Raw genomic sequence first — 19,497 nt, forward strand, 5'->3', positions numbered from 1 at the left:
TCGCCCGCCTGGGTCCGTCCGCAGGTCCGGTTCCGGAGCTCGCGCCCGGACCTCCTCCTCTGCGGCGTGCTGCTGCTCGCGATCCTGGTCGTGCAGGGCTGGAACATCACCGCCTTCCCGCCGCTCTCCGACGACGAGGGCACGTACCTCGCCCAGGCGTGGGCGGTCCAGCAGGGCGAGGGCCTGGCGCACTACACGTACTGGTACGACCACCCGCCGCTGGGCTGGATCCAGGTCGCCGGCCTGACCTACCTCCCCTCCCTCTTCGTGCCCGAGTCGATGACCGTCGCCTCGATGCGCTTCGTGATGCTCGTGGTGTCGGCGGCGAGCGCCGTCCTGCTCTACGTGCTCGCGCGCCGGCTGTGGCTGCCCCGCTGGGCGTCCGGCCTGGCGATGGCCCTGTTCGGGCTGTCCCCGCTCTCGGTGGTGCTGCAGCGGGAGATCTTCCTGGACAACCTGGCGGTCATGTGGATGCTGCTGGCGTTCTGCCTGGCCGCGTCGCCCAGCCGCCACCTGTGGCACCACTTCGGTTCCGGTCTGGCGGCCGCCACGGCGGTGCTGACCAAGGAGACGATGCTGGTGGTGCTGCCGGCGCTGCTGGTGACCATGTGGCGGCACAGCCACCGTGACACCCGCAAGTTCGCCGTCACCGGCGCCGTCACCGCCTGTGCCCTGATCGGCCTGTCGTACCCGCTGTACGCGCTGCTCAACGGCGAGCTGTTCCCCGGCGAGGGCCATGTCTCGCTGATCGGCGGGATCACGTACCAGATGGGCCGCGAGGGCTCGGGCTTCATCCTCGACGCCGGCTCCGGTTCGAACGGCGTCTTCGAGTCCTGGCTGTACTACGACACGGTGCTGCCGCTGGGCGGCCTGGCCGGCGCCGTCCTGCTGCTGCTCACCCACCGCTGGTCGGTGACCGCCCGCGCGCTGGCCGGTCCCGCGCTGGCCGCGGTCATCCTGGCCCTGGTCGCGATGCGCCCGTCCGGCTACCTGCCGGCCATGTACGTCATCCAGGCCCTGCCCTTCCTCGCGCTGGTGCTGGCCGGCGGCGCGGCCAGCATCACCCACGCCGTGCTCCGCCGCGGCCGGTGGCGGATCACCTACGCCCGCCGGGCCGTGCTCGCCGTGCTCGCGGTGACCGCCGCGGTGTACGTCGTCCCGCGCTGGTACGAGGGGAACCGTACGGCGCTCACGGTCGATGCCAACGCCCCCTACCGGCAGGCCGCGGCCTGGCTGGGCACCGAGGTCGAGGCCCCGGAGCACACCCGGGTGCTGCTCGACGACGCGCTCTGGCTGGACGCGGTGCACGCGGGCTTCCGGCCGGGTCTGGGCGCCATCTGGTTCTACAAGGCCGACCTCGACCCCGCGGTCACCAAGACCCTGCCGCGCGGCTGGCGGGACATCGACTACGTGGTGTCCTCGCCGACGGTGCGCCGGGACGCCCGCGACCTGCCCAACGTCAAGGCGGCGCTGGAGCATTCGACACCGGTGGCCGTCTTCGGCAGCGGTGAGGACCGCGTCGAGATCCGCAGGACGAACCGCGAGGACGGCGGGAACAGCGGGAACGGCGGGAACAGCAGCAACAGCGGCAACAGCGGGAGCAACAGCGGCCGGACGACCACCCCGAGCGGGAGCTGAGGCGCGCCATGAGTGAAGACCTGTGGACCTCCGCCGTACCCGATCCGACCCTGGAGGCGGCGCCATCGGAGGCGCCCGGCAGCGTCACCGTGATCATCCCGACCTTCAACGAGTCCGGGAACGTACGGGAGTTGCTGCGCCGGCTGACCGACTCCCTTCCGGCCCGGCTGCCGGTCGAGGTGCTGTTCGTGGACGACTCCACCGACGACACCCCGGAGGTGATCGAGAAGGCGGCCCGTGACTGCCCCTTCCCGGTGGCCGTGCTGCACCGCGAGGAGGCGGTCGGCGGCCTCGGCGGCGCGGTCGTCGAGGGCGTGAAGCGCGCGGCGACCGACTGGGTCGTGGTCATGGACGCCGACCTCCAGCACCCGCCGCACCTGGTGCCCGAGCTGGTCGGCGAGGGGGAGCGCACCGGTGCCGAACTGGTCGTCGCCTCCCGCTACATCAGCGGCGGCAGCCGGGCCGGGCTGGCCGGGAACTACCGGATCGCGGTGTCCCGGGGCGCGACCTGGCTCACCAAGGGGCTGTTCCCGAAGGTCCTGCGCGGCATCAGCGACCCGATGAGCGGCTTCTTCGCGATGCGCCGCCCGTCGGTGACGGCGGAGGCGCTACGCCCGCTCGGCTACAAGATCCTGCTGGAGCTGGCGGTGCGCTGCCGTCCGGCGAAGGTGGCCGAGGTGCCGTTCGTGTTCCAGGAGCGGTTCGCGGGGGAGTCCAAGTCCACGGCGAAGGAGGGCATGCGGTTCCTGACGCACCTGGCGTCGCTGCGGGCCGCCAGCCCTCTGGCCCGCATGATCGGCTTCGGTCTGATCGGGCTGTCGGGTTTCGTGCCCAACCTGGTGGCGCTGTGGCTGCTGACCCGCTCCGGGATGCACTACCTGCCGGCCGAGATCGTGGCGAACCAGGCCGGGGTGCTGTGGAACTTCGCGCTGATCGAGCTGCTGCTCTTCCGTGACCGGCGGCGGCACCGCCACTGGGCGGACCGGATCGGCCGCTTCGCGCTGCTGGCCAATGCCGATCTGCTGCTGCGGATCCCGCTGATCGCGCTGTTCGTGGGGAAGGCCGGCCTGGCGGTGCTGCCGGCGACCGCGCTGGCGCTGGTGACCACGTTCGTCCTGCGGTTCGCGGCCACCGAGGCCCTCGTCTACCTGCCGCGCAAGGGCTCCCCCGAGCGCCGCGCGGCCCACTGACCCGAGTCGAATCCGGCCCGTGTCGCCGCTGACGCGGGCCGAGCCGCACGAGAGACAAGGGAGTACGGAACCATGCGCATCCCGATACGACGGGTGCGGCGGGGCCGGCGACGCGCCGCCCTGCTCGCCGTAGGGGCGATGGCCGGCGGCCTGCTGCTGACCGCACCGCAGCAGGCCACCGCCGGCCCGCCCAACCTGCTCACCAACCCCGGCTTCGAGACCGCCGGAGCCGCCGGCTCCGACATGCCCTCCTGCTGGTCGAAGTCCGGCTGGGGCAACAACGACTTCACCTTCGCCACCGTCGCCGACGCGCATTCCGGCACCAAGGCGATGCGGGTGACGCTGACCCGCCGGGTGGACGGCGACCGCAAGGCCCTGGTCACCGAGAACACGGCCTGCGCGCCGGCCGTCGTACCGGGCAAGCAGTACGACCTGTCGGCCTGGTACAAGTCCAACACCCCGGACGTGTCGGTGACCGTGTTCCGGCGCGAGTCGACGACCGGGACCTGGCAGTACTGGACCGACCTGCAGAACCCGCCGGTCAGCGCGGCCTGGGCGCGCACGGAGGTCCGTACGCCGGTGGTCCCGCCGAACACGGACAAGATCGCGTGGGGGATCTCGGTGTACGGGGTGGGCACGCTCACCACGGACGACTACGCGATGGAGGAGGTCGGGGCCACCGGTCCCACGCCCACCTGCACCGGCACCGCGGAGGAGTGCGCCAAGGGCAAGTGGGAGGTCATCCCGGCGAAGAACCCGACGCGGTCGATGCACGCGGTGGTGCTGAAGAACGGCAAGGTGCTGCTGATCGCCGGTTCGGGCAACGACATCGCGCAGTTCAACGCGGGCACCTTCACCTCGGCCGTGTACGACCCGGCGAACGGCTCGTTCAAGACCGTCCCGACGCCGGTGGACATGTTCTGCGCGGGCCACGTGCAGCTGTCCGACGGCCGGGTGCTGGTGATGAGCGGCAACAAGGGCTATCCGTCGGCCGACGGCAAGATCGGCTACCAGGGGCTGAAGGACTCCTACGTCTTCGACCCGGCGACGGAGAAGTACACGAAGACCAACGACATGAACGGCGGGCACTGGTACCCGTCGGCGACGATCCTCGGCAACGGTGACGTGATCTCCTTCGGCGGGCTGAAGGAGGACTCCACGGGCAACGTGACCGCGGAGAAGTTCTCCGCGGCGCAGAACAAGTGGCTGCCGATGAACGAGGTCAACCAGACCTGGTCGTACTGGGGCCTGTACCCGTCGATGATCCTCATGCAGGACGGCAGGCTGTTCTACTCGGGCAGCCACACCTTCGGCAACGGCACCCCGGGCTCCGGCGCCTCGGTCTACGACTACGCGGCGAACACCGTCACGGACGTGCCCGGCCTGCGCAACAAGGACCAGCGGGACGAGTCGGCGAGCGTGCTGCTGCCGCCGGCCCAGGACCAGCGGGTGCTGACCGTCGGCGGCGGCAACAACGAGTCGAACCCGGCCGCGAACCGGCTCACCGACGTCATCGACCTGAAGAAGCCGAGCCCGGCGTACACGGCCGGCCCGGACCTGCCACAGGGTCTGGTCGACCAGGGAGCCGGGAAGCGGCCGCAGACCGGCGCCGAGGGCAAGATGTACGTGTCGGCGGTGCTGCTGCCGGACGGGAAGGTCTTCGAGACGGGCGGCGGGCTGCACGACCGGGCCGACCCGGTGTACGAGGCGTCGTTCTTCAACCCGGTCACCAACCGGTACGAGCCGGGGCTGGCCACGGACCCGATCCCGCGGACGTACCACTCGTCGGCGTTCCTGATGCCCGACGGCCGGGTCATGTCCGTGGGCGACAACCCGGGCAACGGCACGTACAACCACAACGTGTCGATCTACACCCCGCCGTACCTGTTCAAGGGCCCGCGGCCGCAGATCACCTCGGTGATCGACAACCAGTGGGTGTACGGGGACACGCAGCGGATCACCGTGAACCGGCCGGTCGCCAAGGCGGAGCTGATCCGCCCGGCGGCGGTCACCCACTCCTCGGACCCGAACCAGCGGTTCGTGGACCTGCCGCTGACCGTGGTGAACGGCACGACGGTGGACCTCAACGTCACCAGCAACCCGAACCTGGCCCCGCCCGGCTGGTACATGCTCTTCGCGGTGGACGCCAACGGCGTCCCGTCGATCGCGCAGTGGGTGCACCTGGGCGGCGCGCCCGCCATGGCCGCACTCTCGGGCGGGCAGGACCAGCCGTCCGCGCACCAGCACACGTTCGCCGACAGGCTGGGCCCGGCCAAGAAGAACCCGGCGAAGCGGGATGCCGCCCCGGTCAGCCCCGGGGTGGCGGGCTGCGACCGGCACTACGGCACGGCGACGGTGTGCGTGCCGACGGTGTTCCCGGCGGAGGTCGGGAACAGCGGCAAGGCCCGCTGCGCGTGGCTGGCCGCGCACAAGTACCCGCAGCGGATGAAGGTCAACGGCAGCGATCCGCTCCGGCTGGACCCGGACGGGGACGGCCGCGCCTGCTGATCCGCACCCGGACGGGGCGGGGACAGCACCCGTTTGACGGCTCGTCACCACCGTCCGGGATGGGGTGTTCCTCCTAGTCTGGGCGCATGCCCGAGACCGCCCTGCCCAGCCCGCGCCGCCACCGACCTCCGGGCCGGTGGCGGCGCCTCGCCGTCCTGCTCGCCGTCGGTCTGCTCGCCGTTCCCGCGCCGGCGTTCGCCGGGCCGCACGCGACCGACCGGACCGACCGGACCGACCGGACCGACCGGACCGACCGGACCGACAGTGCCGCCGTCGGAACGATCACGGAGTTCGCGGTGCCGACCGCGGGCGCCAACCCGGTCGGCATCACCGGCGGCCCCGACGGGAACGTGTGGTTCACCGTGCAGGCGGTCGGGGCCAACAAGATCGGCCGGATCACTCCGCGCGGCACGATCAGGGAGTTCCCCCTGCCCGATCCCGAGAGCTTCCCGGACGACATCACCGACGGTGCCGACGGCAACCTCTGGTTCACCGAGCCCTTCGGCAACCGGATCACGCGGATCACGCCGCGGGGCAGGTTCACCGGTTTCCCGCTGCCGCAGGCGGACAGCTTTCCGTTCGGCATCACCCGCGGGCCGGACGGGAACGTGTGGTTCACCGAGAACGGGGCCGCCAGGATCGGACGGATCACCCCGAAGGGGAAGATCAAGGAGTTCCCGCTGCCCGCCGACAGCCTCCCGTACCGGATCACGGCGGGCCCGGACGGCAACCTCTGGTACACGCTGCCCTTCAGCAACGAGATCGGCCGGATCACGCCGCGCGGCAAGGTCACCGAGTTCGCGCTGCCGAACCCGAACGGTGCCCCGTTCAACATCGCCGCCGGTCCGGACGGGAACCTCTGGTTCACCGACAGTGGCGGCCTCGACCACGAGATCGGCCGGATCACCCCGCGCGGCGAGGTCACCCGGTTCCCGCTCTCGCCGCAGAACACCGGGCCCGTAGGCATCGCGGCGGGCCCGGACGGGAACCTGTGGTTCGCCGAGGCCAACCGCAACCGGATCGGCCGGATCACCCCGCGGGGGAAGGTCACCGAGTTCGACATCCCGACCCCGAACCCGGACAACACCCCCTTCCACATCGCCAGGGGGCCCGACGGGAACATGTGGTTCACGGAGCTGCTCGGGAACCGCGTGGGGCGCGTGATCGTCGGCGGCCGGGGCGGTTCCCCCAGGCCCTAAGCCCGGTAGGCGGCGAGTGAGATGCCCACGTAGTGGGCGATGAAGGCGACCAGGGTCAGTGAGTGGAAGACCTCGTGGAAGCCGAAGAAGCGCGGGGAGGGGTTGGGTCGCTTCATCCCGTAGATGACCCCTCCCGCGCTGTACAGCAGGCCGCCGACGATCACCAGGACGAGGACGGCGATGCCGCCGGTCCGCAGGAAGTCGGGCAGGAAGAAGACCGCGGCCCACCCCATCGCGATGTAGCAGGGGGTGTAGAGCCAGCGCGGGGCGCCGACCCAGAACACGCGGAACGCGATGCCGGCGGCGGCGGCGAGCCAGACCGCCCAGAGCAGGGTCCGCCCGGTGGAGGGCGGCAGCAGCAGCACGGTCAGCGGTGTGTAGGTGCCCGCGATGATCAGGAAGATGTTGGCGTGGTCGAGGCGCCGCAGCACGGCTTCGCCGCGCGGCCCCCAGGTGCCCCGGTGGTAGACGGCACTGACGCCGAAGAGCAGGCACGCGGTGAGGACGTAGACCCCGCACGCCACCCGGCCCCGGGTGGAGTCGGTGAACGCCATCAGGACCAGGCCGGCGACGACCACGGCGGGGAACATCCCGGCGTGCAGCCAGCCGCGCATCACCGGCTTGGCCAGGGCTTCTGCAGTCATGGCGAACATGCTACCTACGGGTCCGTAGGGTCATTATGGGGCTGGCCCCCTTGAGCTTCCGTTGAATCTGGCGTAGATCGTCGGCTTTACCGAAGATTGAATCGAGTGGCGATGCTCACGTGAGAGGCCCCCTGGACATATGCGCAGTCGCACCGGATGATCAGATGAGTGTTGCCGGCACCGGATGAGCGGAGCGCGAAGCGTCCGGGTCGCGGCCCCCACGGGGCAGACATCAAAAACCCCTCTACAAGGAGCAATCGTGGCGCGCGACAACGCGGCTCCCTCCACCTCCCTTCCCACCTCCCACCAGGAACTGATCACCTGGGTCGACGAGATCGCTGCCCTGACCGAGCCCGACCGGATCGTCTGGTGTGACGGCTCCGAGGCCGAGTACGAGCGCCTGTGCGAGGAGCTCGTCGCGAAGGGAACCTTCAGGAAGCTCGACCCGGCTCTCCGGCCGAACTCCTACTACGCGGCCTCCGACCCCTCCGACGTCGCGCGCGTCGAGGACCGCACCTTCATCTGCTCCGAGAAGGAGGAGGACGCCGGCCCGACCAACCACTGGAAGGCCCCGGCGGAGATGAAGGACCTCTTCGCCGGCGAGAAGGGCATCTTCCGCGGCTCGATGAAGGGCCGGACGATGTACGTCGTCCCGTTCTGCATGGGCCCCCTCGGCTCGCCGCTCTCCGCGCTCGGCGTCGAGATCACCGACTCCGCCTACGTCGCGGTCGCCATGCGCACCATGACCCGCATGGGACAGGCGGTCCTGGACGAGCTCGGCACCGACGGCTTCTTCGTCAAGGCCGTGCACACCCTCGGCGCTCCGCTCGCCGAGGGCGAGACCGACGTCCCGTGGCCGTGCAACACCACCAAGTACATCTCGCACTTCCCCGAGACCCGCGAGATCTGGTCCTTCGGCTCCGGCTACGGCGGCAACGCCCTGCTCGGCAAGAAGTGCTACGCGCTCCGCATCGCCTCCGTCATGGCGCGTGACGAGGGCTGGCTCGCCGAGCACATGCTGATCCTCAAGCTCACCCCGCCGCAGGGCGAGGCGGAGGCCCCCAAGTACATTGCGGCTGCGTTCCCGTCCGCGTGCGGCAAGACCAACCTGGCCATGCTGGAGCCCACGATCCCGGGCTGGACGGTCGAGACCATCGGCGACGACATCGCCTGGATGCGCTTCGGCGAGGACGGCCGCCTCTACGCGATCAACCCCGAGGCCGGCTTCTTCGGCGTCGCCCCCGGCACCGGCGAGCACACCAACGCCAACGCCATGAAGACGATGTTCGCCAACACCGTCTTCACCAACGTCGCGCTGACCCCGGACGGCGGCGACGTCTGGTGGGAGGGCATGACCGAAGAGGCGCCCGCGCACCTCATCGACTGGAAGGGCAACGCCTGGACCCCGGAGTCCGAGACCCCGGCGGCCCACCCCAACGCCCGCTTCGCCGTCCCGGCCGCCCAGTGCCCGACGATCGCCCCCGAGTGGGAGGACCCCAAGGGCGTCCCGATCTCCGCGATCCTCTTCGGCGGCCGCCGCGCCTCCGCCGTCCCGCTGGTCACCGAGTCCTTCGACTGGAACCACGGCGTTTTCATCGGCTCGAACATCGCCTCCGAGAAGACCGCCGCCGCCGAGGGCAAGGTCGGCGAGCTGCGCCGCGACCCGTTCGCCATGCTGCCGTTCTGCGGCTACAACATGGGCGACTACATGGCCCACTGGGTCAAGGTCGCGGCCGACAAGGACCAGGCGAAGCTCCCGAAGATCTACTACGTGAACTGGTTCCGCAAGAACGACGCGGGCAAGTTCGTCTGGCCGGGCTTCGGCGAGAACGCCCGTGTCCTGAAGTGGATCGTCGGCCGGCTCGACGGCACCGCCGAGGGCGTGGAGACCGCGATCGGCGTCCTGCCGACCAAGGCGGCCCTGGACCTGGACGGCCTCGACATCTCCGACGCCGACCTGGACTTCCTCCTCACCGTCGACAAGGAGGTCTGGCGCGAGGAGGCCGCCCTGGTCCCCGAGCACCTCGACACCTACGGCGACCACACTCCCAAGGAGCTGTGGGACCAGTACCACGCGCTGGTGGAGCGCCTCGGCTGAACGATTCGCCGACCGGTGACCAGCCGGTCGGCGTCCGCCGAGACCTCCGCACTGCGCGGATTGAACGTGGGAACCCCCGACCAAGCGGTTCCCACCGCAGCACCCGGCCTGTCCAACTGTCAGGAAGAGCGTCCGCGCTCCTCCAGATAGGTCGTGTGCGTCTGCTGACGGCGGGCCTCCCTGTCCTGGAGGCCCGCCGTCAGGCGTTCCGCCTCCTCGAACAGCAGCCCCAGCTGCCGCTCCAGGTGCCGCTCGGGCGGCACCGACCCCGGCTGCAGCCGGCTCCACCAGCGGGCCCGGTTGTAGGTGTCCACGCACTCCGGCACGTCCTGCCGGACCGCCCGGGACAGCGCGTGCACCGCCTCCGGCTCGGCCCGGAGCACGTCCGCGACCCAGCCGGGGTCGAGCAGGGCCTCGTACAGCCCCAGCAGTTCGGTCAGCTTCCCGCCGCCCGCCGGCGGCAGTTCCACCTCGGCCAGGTAGGCCCGCAGCCGCCCGAAGTCCTCCCGCAGCACGCCGAGCTGCTCCCGCGGGTCGAAGTCCGGTACGGGGGTCCGCTCGGGCGGGGCGATCAGCGCCCCCGCCGCGTACAGCCCGGCCACCACGGCCGGCCAGAACGCACCGGCCGCCCCGGTGAGGGCCAGCCCGACACCGAGCAGCCCGCCGGCGCTGCCGGCCAGGTTCTTCTTCGACTCCAGGTACGTCAGTGCCCGGCCGGCCATCGGTGCCCTACTGGTAGCCACGGATCTCCTCGAAGGCGCCGTTCAGCGAGCCGTTCCCGTCGGTGGCGTCGAACACCCGGCCCCCGGTGAGCTCCGCGATGTGCGACAGCTCCTTGCGGTCCGAGTCCCCGAACAGCACCGCGAAGACGGGCGTCCGGCGCCGTGTCTCGGGGAGCCCGGCGAAGAACCGGTCGAAGTGCTCCGCGCCGACGCCCTGGGTGTTCTGCCCGTCCGTCATCAGCACGATCGAGGTGAAGCCGTCCGCACCGCCCTTGCCGAGCTGCTCGTACGCGGCCTCCAGACTGCTGTAGACCGCCGTACCGCCCTCCGGCTCCAGCCCCTGGACGTCCTTGCGGATCGCGTCCAGCGCGGCGTCCGCCCGGCCCGGTTCGACCACGTGCGTCCGCACCTCCTTCACCTGCGAACCGAACGGCAGCAGGGTGACCTCCTCGCGGTCCCGGAACCGCCGGCCGGTCAGGGAGCCGCCCGTGCCGGTCAGTTCCGTCAGCGCTTTCTTCAGCCGCCCGATCCGGTCGCCGTCCGCCATCGATCCGGAGGTGTCCAGCACGTACACCGTCCGCGACGGGCGGCGCAGCTGGTGCTCGTACGAGGCCAGCAGCCCGTCCGCGACGGTCCGGGTGCCGGGGAACGGCAGCTCCCGGCGCGGCTCGGCCGCCAGACCCGGGGCGAGGGCCACCCCGGCGGCCACCGGGCGCCGGAACGTCCGGTCGGTGATCTCCTTCTGCGCCGCCGGGCCCCGCAGGTGCTCGGTGAGCGCCCGGCCCGATTCGCGGGCCCCGGCGGGCGCCGAGGTCAGCAGGGTCAGCGGGTAGTCGGCGGTGACCACCCCGTCGCGGGGCCGGATCACGGCCAGTCCGGCCTTGGCGTCCCGGTTCATCGACAGCAGTACGGACTCGTAGTTGACCAGCGCGTCGACGTCGCCGCGCCGGGCATAGGCGGAGGCCAGCCAGCCGGAGGAGCCGGAGGTGAGCTTCTGCCCGCCGAAGAACTCCTTCAGCCGCGGAGTCACCTTGCCGACGTCCTCCGCGGACAGCGCGGCCTGCGCCCCGGACAGCCCGGAGGCCACGGACACCAGCGCGGCGAAACCGGAGTTGGACCGCACCGGGTCGGTCATCCCGTACCCCAGCCGGCCGGCGGCCACTGCCTCGTGCACGGCGGACCAGGTGACCTCCTCGGGTTTCCACCCGAGCCGCGCCACCGCGTCGGCCTTCACCCCGATCGCCACCGGCGAGGACATCACCGAGGTCTCGGAGCTGAGCTTCCCCGCCGCCTCCGGCCGCAGCCGCAGATAGTCGTTGGAGGCCAGCCAGATGGCGTCGTAGCGCCCGTCGGCCTTCCCCGAGGCGACCGTCTCGACGGCGTCGAGCGTCCCGCTCCAGGTCAGCTCCACCCGCACCCCGGTGGCCTTCTCGGCCCCCTTCAGCACCGGCTCCATGTCGGCCAGTTCACTGGAGGCCAGCACCCGCAGCGTGCCCTCCTTGTAGACGCTCTTCTCCTCGCCGGGCCCTTCGGCCCCGGAGGAGCACCCGGTGACGCCGACGAGCGTCACCCACGCGAGGCCGGCGACCAGCCGGGCCGCCCTCACGGCGTCGCACCCCCTTCGAGCGCGCCCGACGTCCGCGTCCGGGCCAGGTACGCCGACGCCGCCCGGAGCTCGCCCGTCAGGGACTCCACCGTCGCCGCCATCGACTCCGTCGCCTGCACCTTGTACGTGTCGATCGCGTCCAGCGTCCGGTAGATCTCCCCGAAGGCCACCCGCAGGGTCTCCGCCCCCACCGCCGGATCGGCGGCGATCCGCTGGACCTCCCCGCTCTGCGAGCCCAGCATCTCCGCGTTCCCGCGGATCAGGTCCTCCGTCGTCCCCCGCAGCGCGTTGACCTGCTCGACGACCTTCCGCTGGTTGTCCAGCGCCGACGCGAGCATCACCGCGATCCGCAGCGCCGACACCGTGGTCGTCGCGGCCCGGTCCACGCCCTTGATCAGCTCGTCGTTGTTCCGCCGGACCACGTCCATCGCCAGGTAGCCCTGCGCGCACACCGCGAGCTGCGTCAGCAGGTCCTGGTGCTTCTGCCGGACCGGGAACAGCACGTCCGCCCGCATGGCGTCCGCCTGCTGCGGATCGGCCGCCGCCAGCTCGGCCACCCGCTGCCCGACGGCCGCGTCCAGCGCCTCGGTGAGCACCGCGTACTCCTGGAGCTTGCCCATGGTCTCCCACAGCCGGGTCCGCTCCGTGTGCAGCGCCGCGTTGTCCCGGCGCAGTTCGTCCTGGCCGCCGCGCAGTGCGCCGACGATCCGGTTCAGCGTCGCCTGCGAGGAGGCGTACTTCGCGACGTGGTCGCGGAAGCGGTTGCCGCCGGGCAGCCTGGCCAGCAGCTTGCGGGCGCCCTTCGCGGGCGTGTCCTTCGGGTCCAGGTCCTCCACGGTCCGGCGCAGCTCGACCAGGGACCCGGCGACCCGGCCCTGTGCGTCGCCGCCGCCGTCCCCCAGGGAGCGCACGGCCCGGTCCAGCATCCGGTTGGACTGCTGCGCGGCGGTGCGGATGTCGGCCGTGCCCAGGGCGGTGATCTCGCCGATCCGGCCGGCGAACTCGGGCGAGCGGGTGTCGAGTCCGGCGAGGGAGCCGACGTACTCGCCGGCCTTCCGGGCCATCTCCTCGCGCACCTCGTCCTGGAGCGGGACCAGGCCGGCGGCCTGCTCCCGGCGGACCGGGGCGACGGGCTCGGGCGCGGTGAGGACCAGGGGTGCGTCCTCGGGTGGCGTGAGTGTCATGTGCGTACGTCCCCTAGCCCTTGGCCCGCTCGGCGAGCTTCTGCAGGATCCTGACGGTGGGTGTGCCGACCTGGTTGATGCCGGCCAGGTTCTGGTTGAGGTAGTTCGTGTGCGGCGCGGTCGCGCTGGTGAACTCCCGGACGCCGTTCTGCGGGCGGAAGCCGTGCCGGACCGCCAGTTCGCGCAGGGCGGGGTCGGTGGCGAGCAGCTCGCCGAGCTCCTTGGCCGTGTCGTTCAGCGGGACGAAGGTGTGGTCGCTGTTGACGGTGGTGTCCGGGTAGAGGACGACGGTGTCCCCGGCCGGCTGCCCGCGCAGCAGCAGGGCCGCGACCTGGGATTCGTAGACGAGGACCAGGGGTTGTCCGGCCCCGCTGATGAACTCCCGGAACGGGGCGTCGGTGCTGGGCGGCTGCTGGCCCTGCGGCGCGGTCAGCTTGTTGAGCAGCGGTGCGGTCGCCTCGACGCCCTGGTCGTCGGAGACCACGGTGTGGCCGTTGGCGACGTTGGAGAGCGCGGCGAGGTACAGCGCGCCGGAGTTGGAGGAGGCGGGGTCGGTGGACCGGATGAGGACCTTGCCGAGCAGCTCGGGGTGGGCCGCGGAGCCCTTCAGCTGCTGCCAGGTGCGGTCTTCGCGGGCGGCCTTGACGAACTCGCCCATCAGCAGGGTGCCGGTGTTCTTCCCGGTGAGCTTCGCCAGGCCGTTGTCGGCGAGCACCTGTGCGGTGCCCGTACGGGCGACCACGACGAGCGGGGAGAAGAACGGGACGGTCTGGGAACCCTGCGTGCCGGACTTGGCCTTGACCTCCTTGGCCGGTTCGCTGCTGCTCGGGAAGGCGAAGTCGTAGTTTTTCAGGGGGAGTTGGTCCATGGCCCAGGAGCCGGACGTCTCCGTCTTGACGGTGTAGCCCTTGGCGGCGAGGGCCTTGACCACGTCGGGGTCGGCGAAGAACTCGGCCTTTTCGGAGCCGATCACGCCGTGCACGGTCTTCGTTGCCGTGTGTTCAGGGTCCTGGGGGCCGCCTCCTGCGAGGATGACGGCTACCACGCCGCCGATCAGCAGGACTGCCAGGACGATTCCGAGGATGCGTCTCACGGGGGCAGCGTGCTCGCGGAAACCCACATTCCGCGGTGGGGTGAATGAACACCCGGTGACGAGGTGGTCCCACTTCAACAGGGAAGGATGGGCCCATGAGTACGTCGAATGCGGCGGGTGCACGGGATCCATCGGATCCATCGGATCCATCGGATCCATCGGATCCATCGGATCCTCCGGATCCGTCAGGTCCGCCGCGGTGGCAGGGGTGGTTCACCGGTCTGGTGGGGGTGGCGGCGCTGCTGGTCTTCGCCCCGCTGGCCCTGTACGTGTGGGCGGGGGACGCGTCGGCGCCGCCGGGTGCGGCGTACGAACCGGCCCGGGACGCGGCGGTGTCCGGCTGCCGAATCGATCCGGCAAGCAGGCGGCTGCTGGCGGAGGTCGAGGTCACGAGCCGGGCTCCGGCTCCGGGCTCCTACGTGCTGACGGTCGAGTTCCGCCAGGAGCCGCCGGTGGGCACGGTGCAGGCGCTGGTACGGCTGGAAGGGGTCGAGCCGGGCGCCACGGTGCGCGGCGAGGCGGTCGGCCCGGTGTGGCCGGCCGGGGTGGCGCCGTGGTGCGGGGTGGCGGGCGCGCGGTTCACGGGCGCGGGGTGAGCACCCCGTAGGCGTCCGTACGTCTTGCGCGCGGGGGCGCGCGGTGTCCGTACGGCGCCCCCGTAAGGGGAGTGTCATGGCGCCCGGCCCGGGGCCTCCGCGGCCCCGGGCCGGGGCCGGTCAGCGGGCCCCGGCGAGGTCGTGCTCGGCGAGGGCTGCGGTGTGCGCGTCCATCTGCTGGGCGGCGAGGATCGCGACGGCGGTGTCGGCGCGCGAGGCGGCCACGAGCAGGACCCGGGCGGCGAGCTCGTGGGCGCGGCGGTGCAGGGTGTTCCGGTCCTCGCCGCCGAGCGCGGCGTGGCGGGCCGGCGGGGTGCCGCGGAGGCGGGCCACCTGGACGGCGATCCGCTCGGCGGCTTCGTCCAGGCCGAGCTCGTCGGTGGCGGAGAGCAGGGTCGTCAGGTGTCCGGCGAGCTGGATGTCCAGCTCCTCGGCGCGGCTGCGGTGGGGGATGTCCTTGCGGCCACGGTCCGTGCGGACCGCAGCCGCCGGCTTGGTCCGGGTCGGCTCGTACATGAGGATGGCCTCCTGCGTGGTCAGGAGGCCATCCTACATTGGATTCGGTCTAAAGTTGAGCTTGATCCTGTTCGGGGTCCCCCGGAAGGGGTCCGAACCGGGCCGGTGTCCGGCTAGTGCTGGGAGTACCCGTCGAGGAACTTCCCGATGCGGGTCACCGCGTCGGCGAGGTCCGTGGCGTTGGGCAGGGTCACGATGCGGAAGTGGTCGGGCTCGGGCCAGTTGAAGCCGGTGCCGTGGACCACCATGATCTTCTCGGCCCGGAGCAGGTCCAGGACCATCTGCCGGTCGTCCTTGATCTTGTAGACGGACGGGTCGAGCCTCGGGAAGAGGTACAGCGCGCCCTTGGGTTTCACGCAGCTGATCCCCGGGATCTGGGTGAGCAGCTCGTACGCCGTGTCGCGCTGCTCCAGCAGCCGTCCGCCGGGGAGCACCAGGTCGTCGATCGACTGCCGTCCGCCGAGAGCGGTGGCGACCGCGTGCTGCGAGGGCATGTTCGCGCACAGGCGCATGTTCGCCAGGATGGTGAGGCCCTCGATGTAGGACTCGGCGTTCTTCTTGGGGCCGCAGACGGCCATCCATCCGGAGCGGTAGCCGGCCACGCGGTAGTTCTTGGAGAGGCCGTTGAAGGTGAGGCAGAGCAGGTCGGGGGCGATGGCGGCGGTGTTGGTGTGGGTCGCGCCGTCGTAGAGGATCCGGTCGTAGATCTCGTCCGAGCAGACCACCAGGTTGTGGCGGCGCGCGATGTCCGTCAGGCCGCGCAGCATCTCGTCGTCGTAGACGGCGCCGGTGGGGTTGTTCGGGTTGATGATCACCAGCGCCTTGGTGCGGTCGGTGACCTTGCGCTCGATGTCGGCGAGGTCCGGCATCCAGTCGGACTGCTCGTCGCACCGGTAGTGCACGGCGGTGCCGCCGGCGAGCGAGACGGACGCCGTCCACAGCGGGTAGTCCGGGGCCGGGACGAGCACCTCGTCGCCGTCGTCCAGCAGGGCCTGCATGGCCATCTGGATCAGCTCGGACACGCCGTTGCCGAGGTAGATGTCCTCGACGTCCAGGTCGATGCCCTTGGTCTGGTAGTGCTGCATCACTGCCCGGCGTGCGGAGAGCAGCCCCTTCGCGTCCCCGTAGCCGTGGGCGGTGCCCAGGTTGCGGAGCATGTCCTCAAGGATCTCCGGCGGGCACTCGAAGCCGAAGGCCGCGGGGTTGCCGGTGTTGAGCTTGAGGATGCGATGACCTGCTGCTTCGAGTCGCATGGCCTCTTCGAGCACGGGGCCGCGGATCTCGTAGCAGACATTGGCGAGCTTCGTTGACTGGATCACCTGCATGACGGGAGCTTACGGGTCCGCCGCCGCGCCCGCCCGTGCTTTGCGGCCCGGTCCGGTGCGGCGTTATGTCCGGTTTCGGGGGATGGGGAGGCGGGGGCCCCGGCTGCCCTTGGATTGACCGGCCCGACCACCGCTCCGACCTGCGGAACGGGTGCACAGGGCCGGGACCGCGGGCGCCGGTGTTGCCCTCGTCACTCCACCCTACGCTCGATGGGTGACGGCGTACGTCGCCTGGGTGAAGCCCGCTCCCAGGGTGCGGGCCGAGCGGAGGGTGAGGTCCACGTCCCGGTCCAGCTCGCCGAAGAGCGGCAGTCCCGAGCCGATGAGGACGGGCACGGTGGTGAGCGTGAGCTCGTCGAGGAGGTCTTCGCGGAGGAAGGTCTGGACGGTGACGCCGCCGTCCACGTAGACGTTCTCCGCGCCCCGCTCGGTGAGGGCGGCCAGCAGTTCGGGCAGCGAGCGGTGGACGCTGATGCGCGGGTCGTCGGCCTCCAGCGTGGTGCTGAGCACGGCCACGTGCTTGCCCTCGTACGGCCAGAAGCCGAAGGTCAGGACCTTCTCGTAGGTGTTGCGGCCCATGGCGAGGGTGTCGATGCCCGCCATGAACTCCTCGAAGCCGGTGTCGCCGGCCTCGGCGCCGCGCTCGGTCAGCCAGTCGATGTCGCCGTCGGGGCGGGCTATGTATCCGTCCAGGCTGACGCCGAGGGTGGTGGCGGTGCGGAAGGAGCGGCCCGCGGGGGCGGAGGTGGCCGGGGTCGTGGCGGCGGCAGTGGCCGTGGTCGTGTCGGCGGTCGTGGCCGGGATCGTGGTCATGTGCGCGGGGTGTCCTTCCGGTAGGGGGCGAGCGTGAAGTGGAGCGCCTGCCGCTGGCGGTCGGCGAGGGTGCCCTCGCGGTCCACCGCCCACAGCATCGCCGCGCCGTTCACGGCGGCCTGGACGGCGGCGGTCAGGGCGGCGGTGTCGGTACCCGGGAGGAGCCCGGCCGAGTCGGCGGCCCGGTCGAGCAGGGTCCGTACGGCCTCGGTCTGCGCCTGCTGGGCGGCGAGCGCGAGCCGGTACAGCTCCGGGTCGACCAGGTCGGCGCAGAGGAAAGCGAGGTGGTTGGCGAAGGCGGTCGGGGAGGCGAGCGGTGCGTGCGTCTCGGCGACCAGTGCTTCGAGGGCGTCCAGGGGCGAGGTGTGCTCCGCCCCGGCCCGCTCGGCATGGCCGCGCGCGTCCTGCGCGCTGTGCTCGGCGAGCGCCAGCAGCATGCCGCGCTTGGAGCCGAAGCGCTGGACGAGGGTCCCCGGGACCAGCCCGACCTCCTGCGCCACCGCGGCCAGCGTGAGCCCGGCGGGCCCGACGCGTCCCATCACCTCGACCAGCGCCCGCAGGATGACGGCGTCCTCGATCCTGCGTGGACGTCCTGCCATGCCCCTGCACCTCCCCGTCGTGTCCCGTCGCCATTAATGAATGACTGTGCATTTATTAATGCATGGATGCCGACCCCGGTCAACCCGGATCCCCCGGCGGGGGATCCGGATCGGCTGCGGGTCAGCTGTGGACGAGCACCAGGGGGATCTCGCGGGTCGTCCGCTCCCGGTGGTCGTCGTACGCCGGCCAGAGGCCGGTCATCAGGGGCCAGTACGCCTCCCGCTCCTCCGGGGTGGCCGTACGGGCCTTCGCCTGGAAGACCGCCGGGCCGACCTGGAGGCGGACCTCGGGGTCGGCGTCCAGGTTCAGGTACCAGTCGGGGTGCCGGTCGGCGCCGCCGTTCGAGGCGATCAGGACGTAGGAGCCGTCGTCCGGGTCCCGGCCGTAGATCAGCGGGGTGCGGACCGCCCGCCCGGAAACGCGCCCCACGGTGGTGAGCAGGAGGGTGGGGACGCCCCGCCAGAGATGTCCTCCGGCACCGCCCGTCCCCACGTACTCGCGCACGTGGTCCAGCTGCCCGCCCGGCTGGGGGTCCCTGGGGTGGTCCCAGTCCACATCGGCCTCGTACATGGGTGATGCCTCTCTCCGCGGGGGGCGACTTGCGCGGTTAACGACAGGCAACGTCCGGAGTAACGTCAATCATTCCATTTTGTGCGGTCGTCGGGTTGTATGCCCGGCCATCCCCGGCTCACGGGCCGGTCGGCCCGGAGGTGGTCAGGACGATCTTGCCGACGGTCCGGCCGGAGGCGGACAGCTCGTGCGCCTTGCCCGCCTCGGCGAGCGGAAAGGTCCCTGCGATGTGCGGGCGCAGCCGACCGTCGGCGGCCAGCGCGGCGATCTCCGCCATTCCCGCGTGGTCGGCCTCCACCGCCATGAACACCGCCCGGACGCCGAGCCGCTCCGCCTCGCCCGCGAGTGCCGCCTCGGCGGGCGAGGCCAGGGAGACGACGATCCCGCCGGGCCGCAGGGTGCGCAGCGACCGCGGGCCGTACTCGCCCCCGACGGTGTCCACGACGACGTCGATGTCCGTGGCGGCGGTGACGAAGTCCGTGGTGCGGTAGTCGATCACCTCGTCGGCGCCCAGGGACCGGACGAAGCCGTGCTTGGCGGCGCTCGCGGTGCCGATCACGTACGCACCCCTGGCCTTGGCGATCTGGACGGCCAGGTGCCCGACCCCGCCGGCCGCGGCATGGACCAGCACGCGCTGCCCGGGCCGTACGTCCGCGGTGTCGACCAGGGCCTGCCGGGCGGTGAGGGCGGCCAGCGGCAGGGCGGCGGCCCGGACGTGGTCCAGGCCGGCCGGCTTGTGGGCGAGGTGGCGGGACGGGGAGGTGGCGTACTCGGCGTACGCTCCGGCCGGGACGGGGTGGCGCGGCATGCCGAACACCTCGTCGCCCGGCCGGAACAGGGTCACGCCGATGCCGACGGCCTCGACGGTGCCGGAGAGGTCCCAGCCCAGCGGGACGGGCGGCCCGCCGGTGCCCGCGAGCCCGCCGGTGGCGCGGTGCCAGACGTCGGTCGGGTTGACGGCGGCCGCGTGGACCCGCACGAGGACCTCGGCGGGCCCGGGTTCGGGGCGGGCGGTCTCGGTGACGCGGAGCACCTCGGGCCCGCCGAAGCCGGTCTGCGTGACGGCCAGCATGGTCTTCGCCGTCTTCTCTGTCTTCGTCGTCTTCGCTGTCTTCGCCGTCTCTGTCTTCGTTGTCGTCTCTGCCGTCTTCGTCGTCGTCATGTGATCAAGGTTGTCGGGGGCCGACGGGCCCGG

Annotated in this window: 17 protein-coding genes; 6 read left to right on the top strand and 11 right to left on the bottom strand. The window is 71.6% G+C overall.

The window, feature by feature from the left end; all coding sequences use genetic code 11:
* The first annotated feature begins 66 nt into the window (after nucleotides 1-66).
* From AB0O36_RS05755 to AB0O36_RS05770, 4 genes are all read left to right on the top strand, one after another.
* Nucleotides 67-1,638, top strand: a complete 1,572-nt coding sequence (locus AB0O36_RS05755) for a phospholipid carrier-dependent glycosyltransferase (RefSeq protein ID WP_365104704.1) — start codon at nucleotides 67-69, stop codon at nucleotides 1,636-1,638.
* Nucleotides 1,639-1,646: 8 nt separating this feature from the next.
* The gene (locus tag AB0O36_RS05760; protein ID WP_365104503.1) at nucleotides 1,647-2,828 is read left to right on the top strand and encodes a glycosyltransferase family 2 protein; all 1,182 of its coding nucleotides are present in this window, start codon (nucleotides 1,647-1,649) and stop codon (nucleotides 2,826-2,828) included.
* A gap of 72 nt (nucleotides 2,829-2,900) precedes the next feature.
* Nucleotides 2,901-5,336, top strand: coding sequence for a galactose oxidase-like domain-containing protein (locus tag AB0O36_RS05765; protein ID WP_365104506.1), 2,436 nt, complete (start codon nucleotides 2,901-2,903; stop codon nucleotides 5,334-5,336).
* 86 nt (nucleotides 5,337-5,422) lie between these two features.
* A complete protein-coding gene (locus tag AB0O36_RS05770) occupies nucleotides 5,423-6,535 on the top strand; it encodes a hypothetical protein (RefSeq protein WP_365104509.1) in 1,113 nt (370 codons plus the stop codon).
* Here AB0O36_RS05770 and AB0O36_RS05775 read toward each other — a convergent pair.
* Nucleotides 6,532-7,188 carry a hemolysin III family protein gene (locus AB0O36_RS05775; protein ID WP_365104512.1) on the bottom strand — a complete coding sequence of 219 codons (657 nt, stop codon included), beginning with the start codon at nucleotides 7,186-7,188 and terminating at the stop codon, nucleotides 6,532-6,534. The genes AB0O36_RS05770 and AB0O36_RS05775 overlap by 4 nt on opposite strands.
* Nucleotides 7,189-7,438: 250 nt before the next feature.
* Here AB0O36_RS05775 and AB0O36_RS05780 point away from each other — a divergent pair, with 250 nt between their 5' ends.
* Nucleotides 7,439-9,277, top strand: a complete 1,839-nt coding sequence (locus AB0O36_RS05780) for a phosphoenolpyruvate carboxykinase (GTP) (protein ID WP_365104515.1) — start codon at nucleotides 7,439-7,441, stop codon at nucleotides 9,275-9,277.
* 119 nt (nucleotides 9,278-9,396) lie between these two features.
* Here AB0O36_RS05780 and AB0O36_RS05785 read toward each other — a convergent pair whose 3' ends face one another.
* From AB0O36_RS05785 to AB0O36_RS05800, 4 genes are read right to left on the bottom strand one after another with little or no spacing between them, the layout of a single operon-like run.
* Entirely contained in the window at nucleotides 9,397-9,999 is a 603-nt protein-coding gene (locus AB0O36_RS05785; protein ID WP_365104707.1) for a hypothetical protein, read from the bottom strand.
* A gap of 7 nt (nucleotides 10,000-10,006) precedes the next feature.
* A complete protein-coding gene (locus AB0O36_RS05790; protein ID WP_365104517.1) occupies nucleotides 10,007-11,605 on the bottom strand; it encodes a substrate-binding and VWA domain-containing protein in 1,599 nt (532 codons plus the stop codon).
* On the bottom strand, nucleotides 11,602-12,789 hold the full coding sequence (locus AB0O36_RS05795) for a toxic anion resistance protein (protein ID WP_365104520.1): 1,188 nt from the start codon (nucleotides 12,787-12,789) through the stop codon (nucleotides 11,602-11,604). The genes AB0O36_RS05790 and AB0O36_RS05795 overlap by 4 nt, the downstream gene beginning before the upstream one ends.
* 13 nt (nucleotides 12,790-12,802) lie before the next feature.
* Nucleotides 12,803-13,882, bottom strand: coding sequence for a substrate-binding domain-containing protein (locus AB0O36_RS05800; protein ID WP_365104523.1), 1,080 nt, complete (start codon nucleotides 13,880-13,882; stop codon nucleotides 12,803-12,805).
* Nucleotides 13,883-14,106: 224 nt separating this feature from the next.
* On the opposite strand from AB0O36_RS05800, the gene AB0O36_RS05805 reads away from it, so the two are divergent.
* On the top strand, nucleotides 14,107-14,478 hold the full coding sequence (locus AB0O36_RS05805; RefSeq protein ID WP_365104526.1) for a hypothetical protein: 372 nt from the start codon (nucleotides 14,107-14,109) through the stop codon (nucleotides 14,476-14,478).
* 120 nt (nucleotides 14,479-14,598) lie between these two features.
* Here AB0O36_RS05805 and AB0O36_RS05810 read toward each other — a convergent pair whose 3' ends face one another.
* The 6 genes from AB0O36_RS05810 to AB0O36_RS05835 form a co-directional block, all read right to left on the bottom strand.
* Complete coding sequence (locus tag AB0O36_RS05810; RefSeq protein WP_365104529.1) at nucleotides 14,599-14,994, bottom strand: hypothetical protein; 396 nt, start codon at nucleotides 14,992-14,994, stop codon at nucleotides 14,599-14,601.
* A 113-nt stretch (nucleotides 14,995-15,107) separates the two neighbouring features.
* A complete protein-coding gene (locus AB0O36_RS05815) occupies nucleotides 15,108-16,319 on the bottom strand; it encodes a pyridoxal phosphate-dependent aminotransferase (RefSeq protein WP_365104532.1) in 1,212 nt (403 codons plus the stop codon).
* Nucleotides 16,320-16,520: 201 nt separating this feature from the next.
* Entirely contained in the window at nucleotides 16,521-17,132 is a 612-nt protein-coding gene (locus AB0O36_RS05820) for a dihydrofolate reductase family protein (RefSeq protein WP_365104534.1), read from the bottom strand.
* Nucleotides 17,129-17,731 carry a TetR/AcrR family transcriptional regulator gene (locus AB0O36_RS05825; protein ID WP_365104536.1) on the bottom strand — a complete coding sequence of 201 codons (603 nt, stop codon included), beginning with the start codon at nucleotides 17,729-17,731 and terminating at the stop codon, nucleotides 17,129-17,131. Before AB0O36_RS05825 ends, AB0O36_RS05820 begins: the two co-directional genes overlap by 4 nt.
* A gap of 121 nt (nucleotides 17,732-17,852) precedes the next feature.
* On the bottom strand, nucleotides 17,853-18,302 hold the full coding sequence (locus tag AB0O36_RS05830; RefSeq protein ID WP_365104539.1) for a nitroreductase family deazaflavin-dependent oxidoreductase: 450 nt from the start codon (nucleotides 18,300-18,302) through the stop codon (nucleotides 17,853-17,855).
* Nucleotides 18,303-18,420: 118 nt separating this feature from the next.
* Entirely contained in the window at nucleotides 18,421-19,374 is a 954-nt protein-coding gene (locus AB0O36_RS05835; RefSeq protein ID WP_365104710.1) for an NADP-dependent oxidoreductase, read from the bottom strand.
* Nucleotides 19,375-19,497: the final 123 nt, after the last annotated feature.

The sequence above is a fragment of the Streptomyces sp. NPDC089799 genome, from assembly GCF_040684755.1.
Classification (GTDB): domain Bacteria; phylum Actinomycetota; class Actinomycetes; order Streptomycetales; family Streptomycetaceae; genus Streptomyces.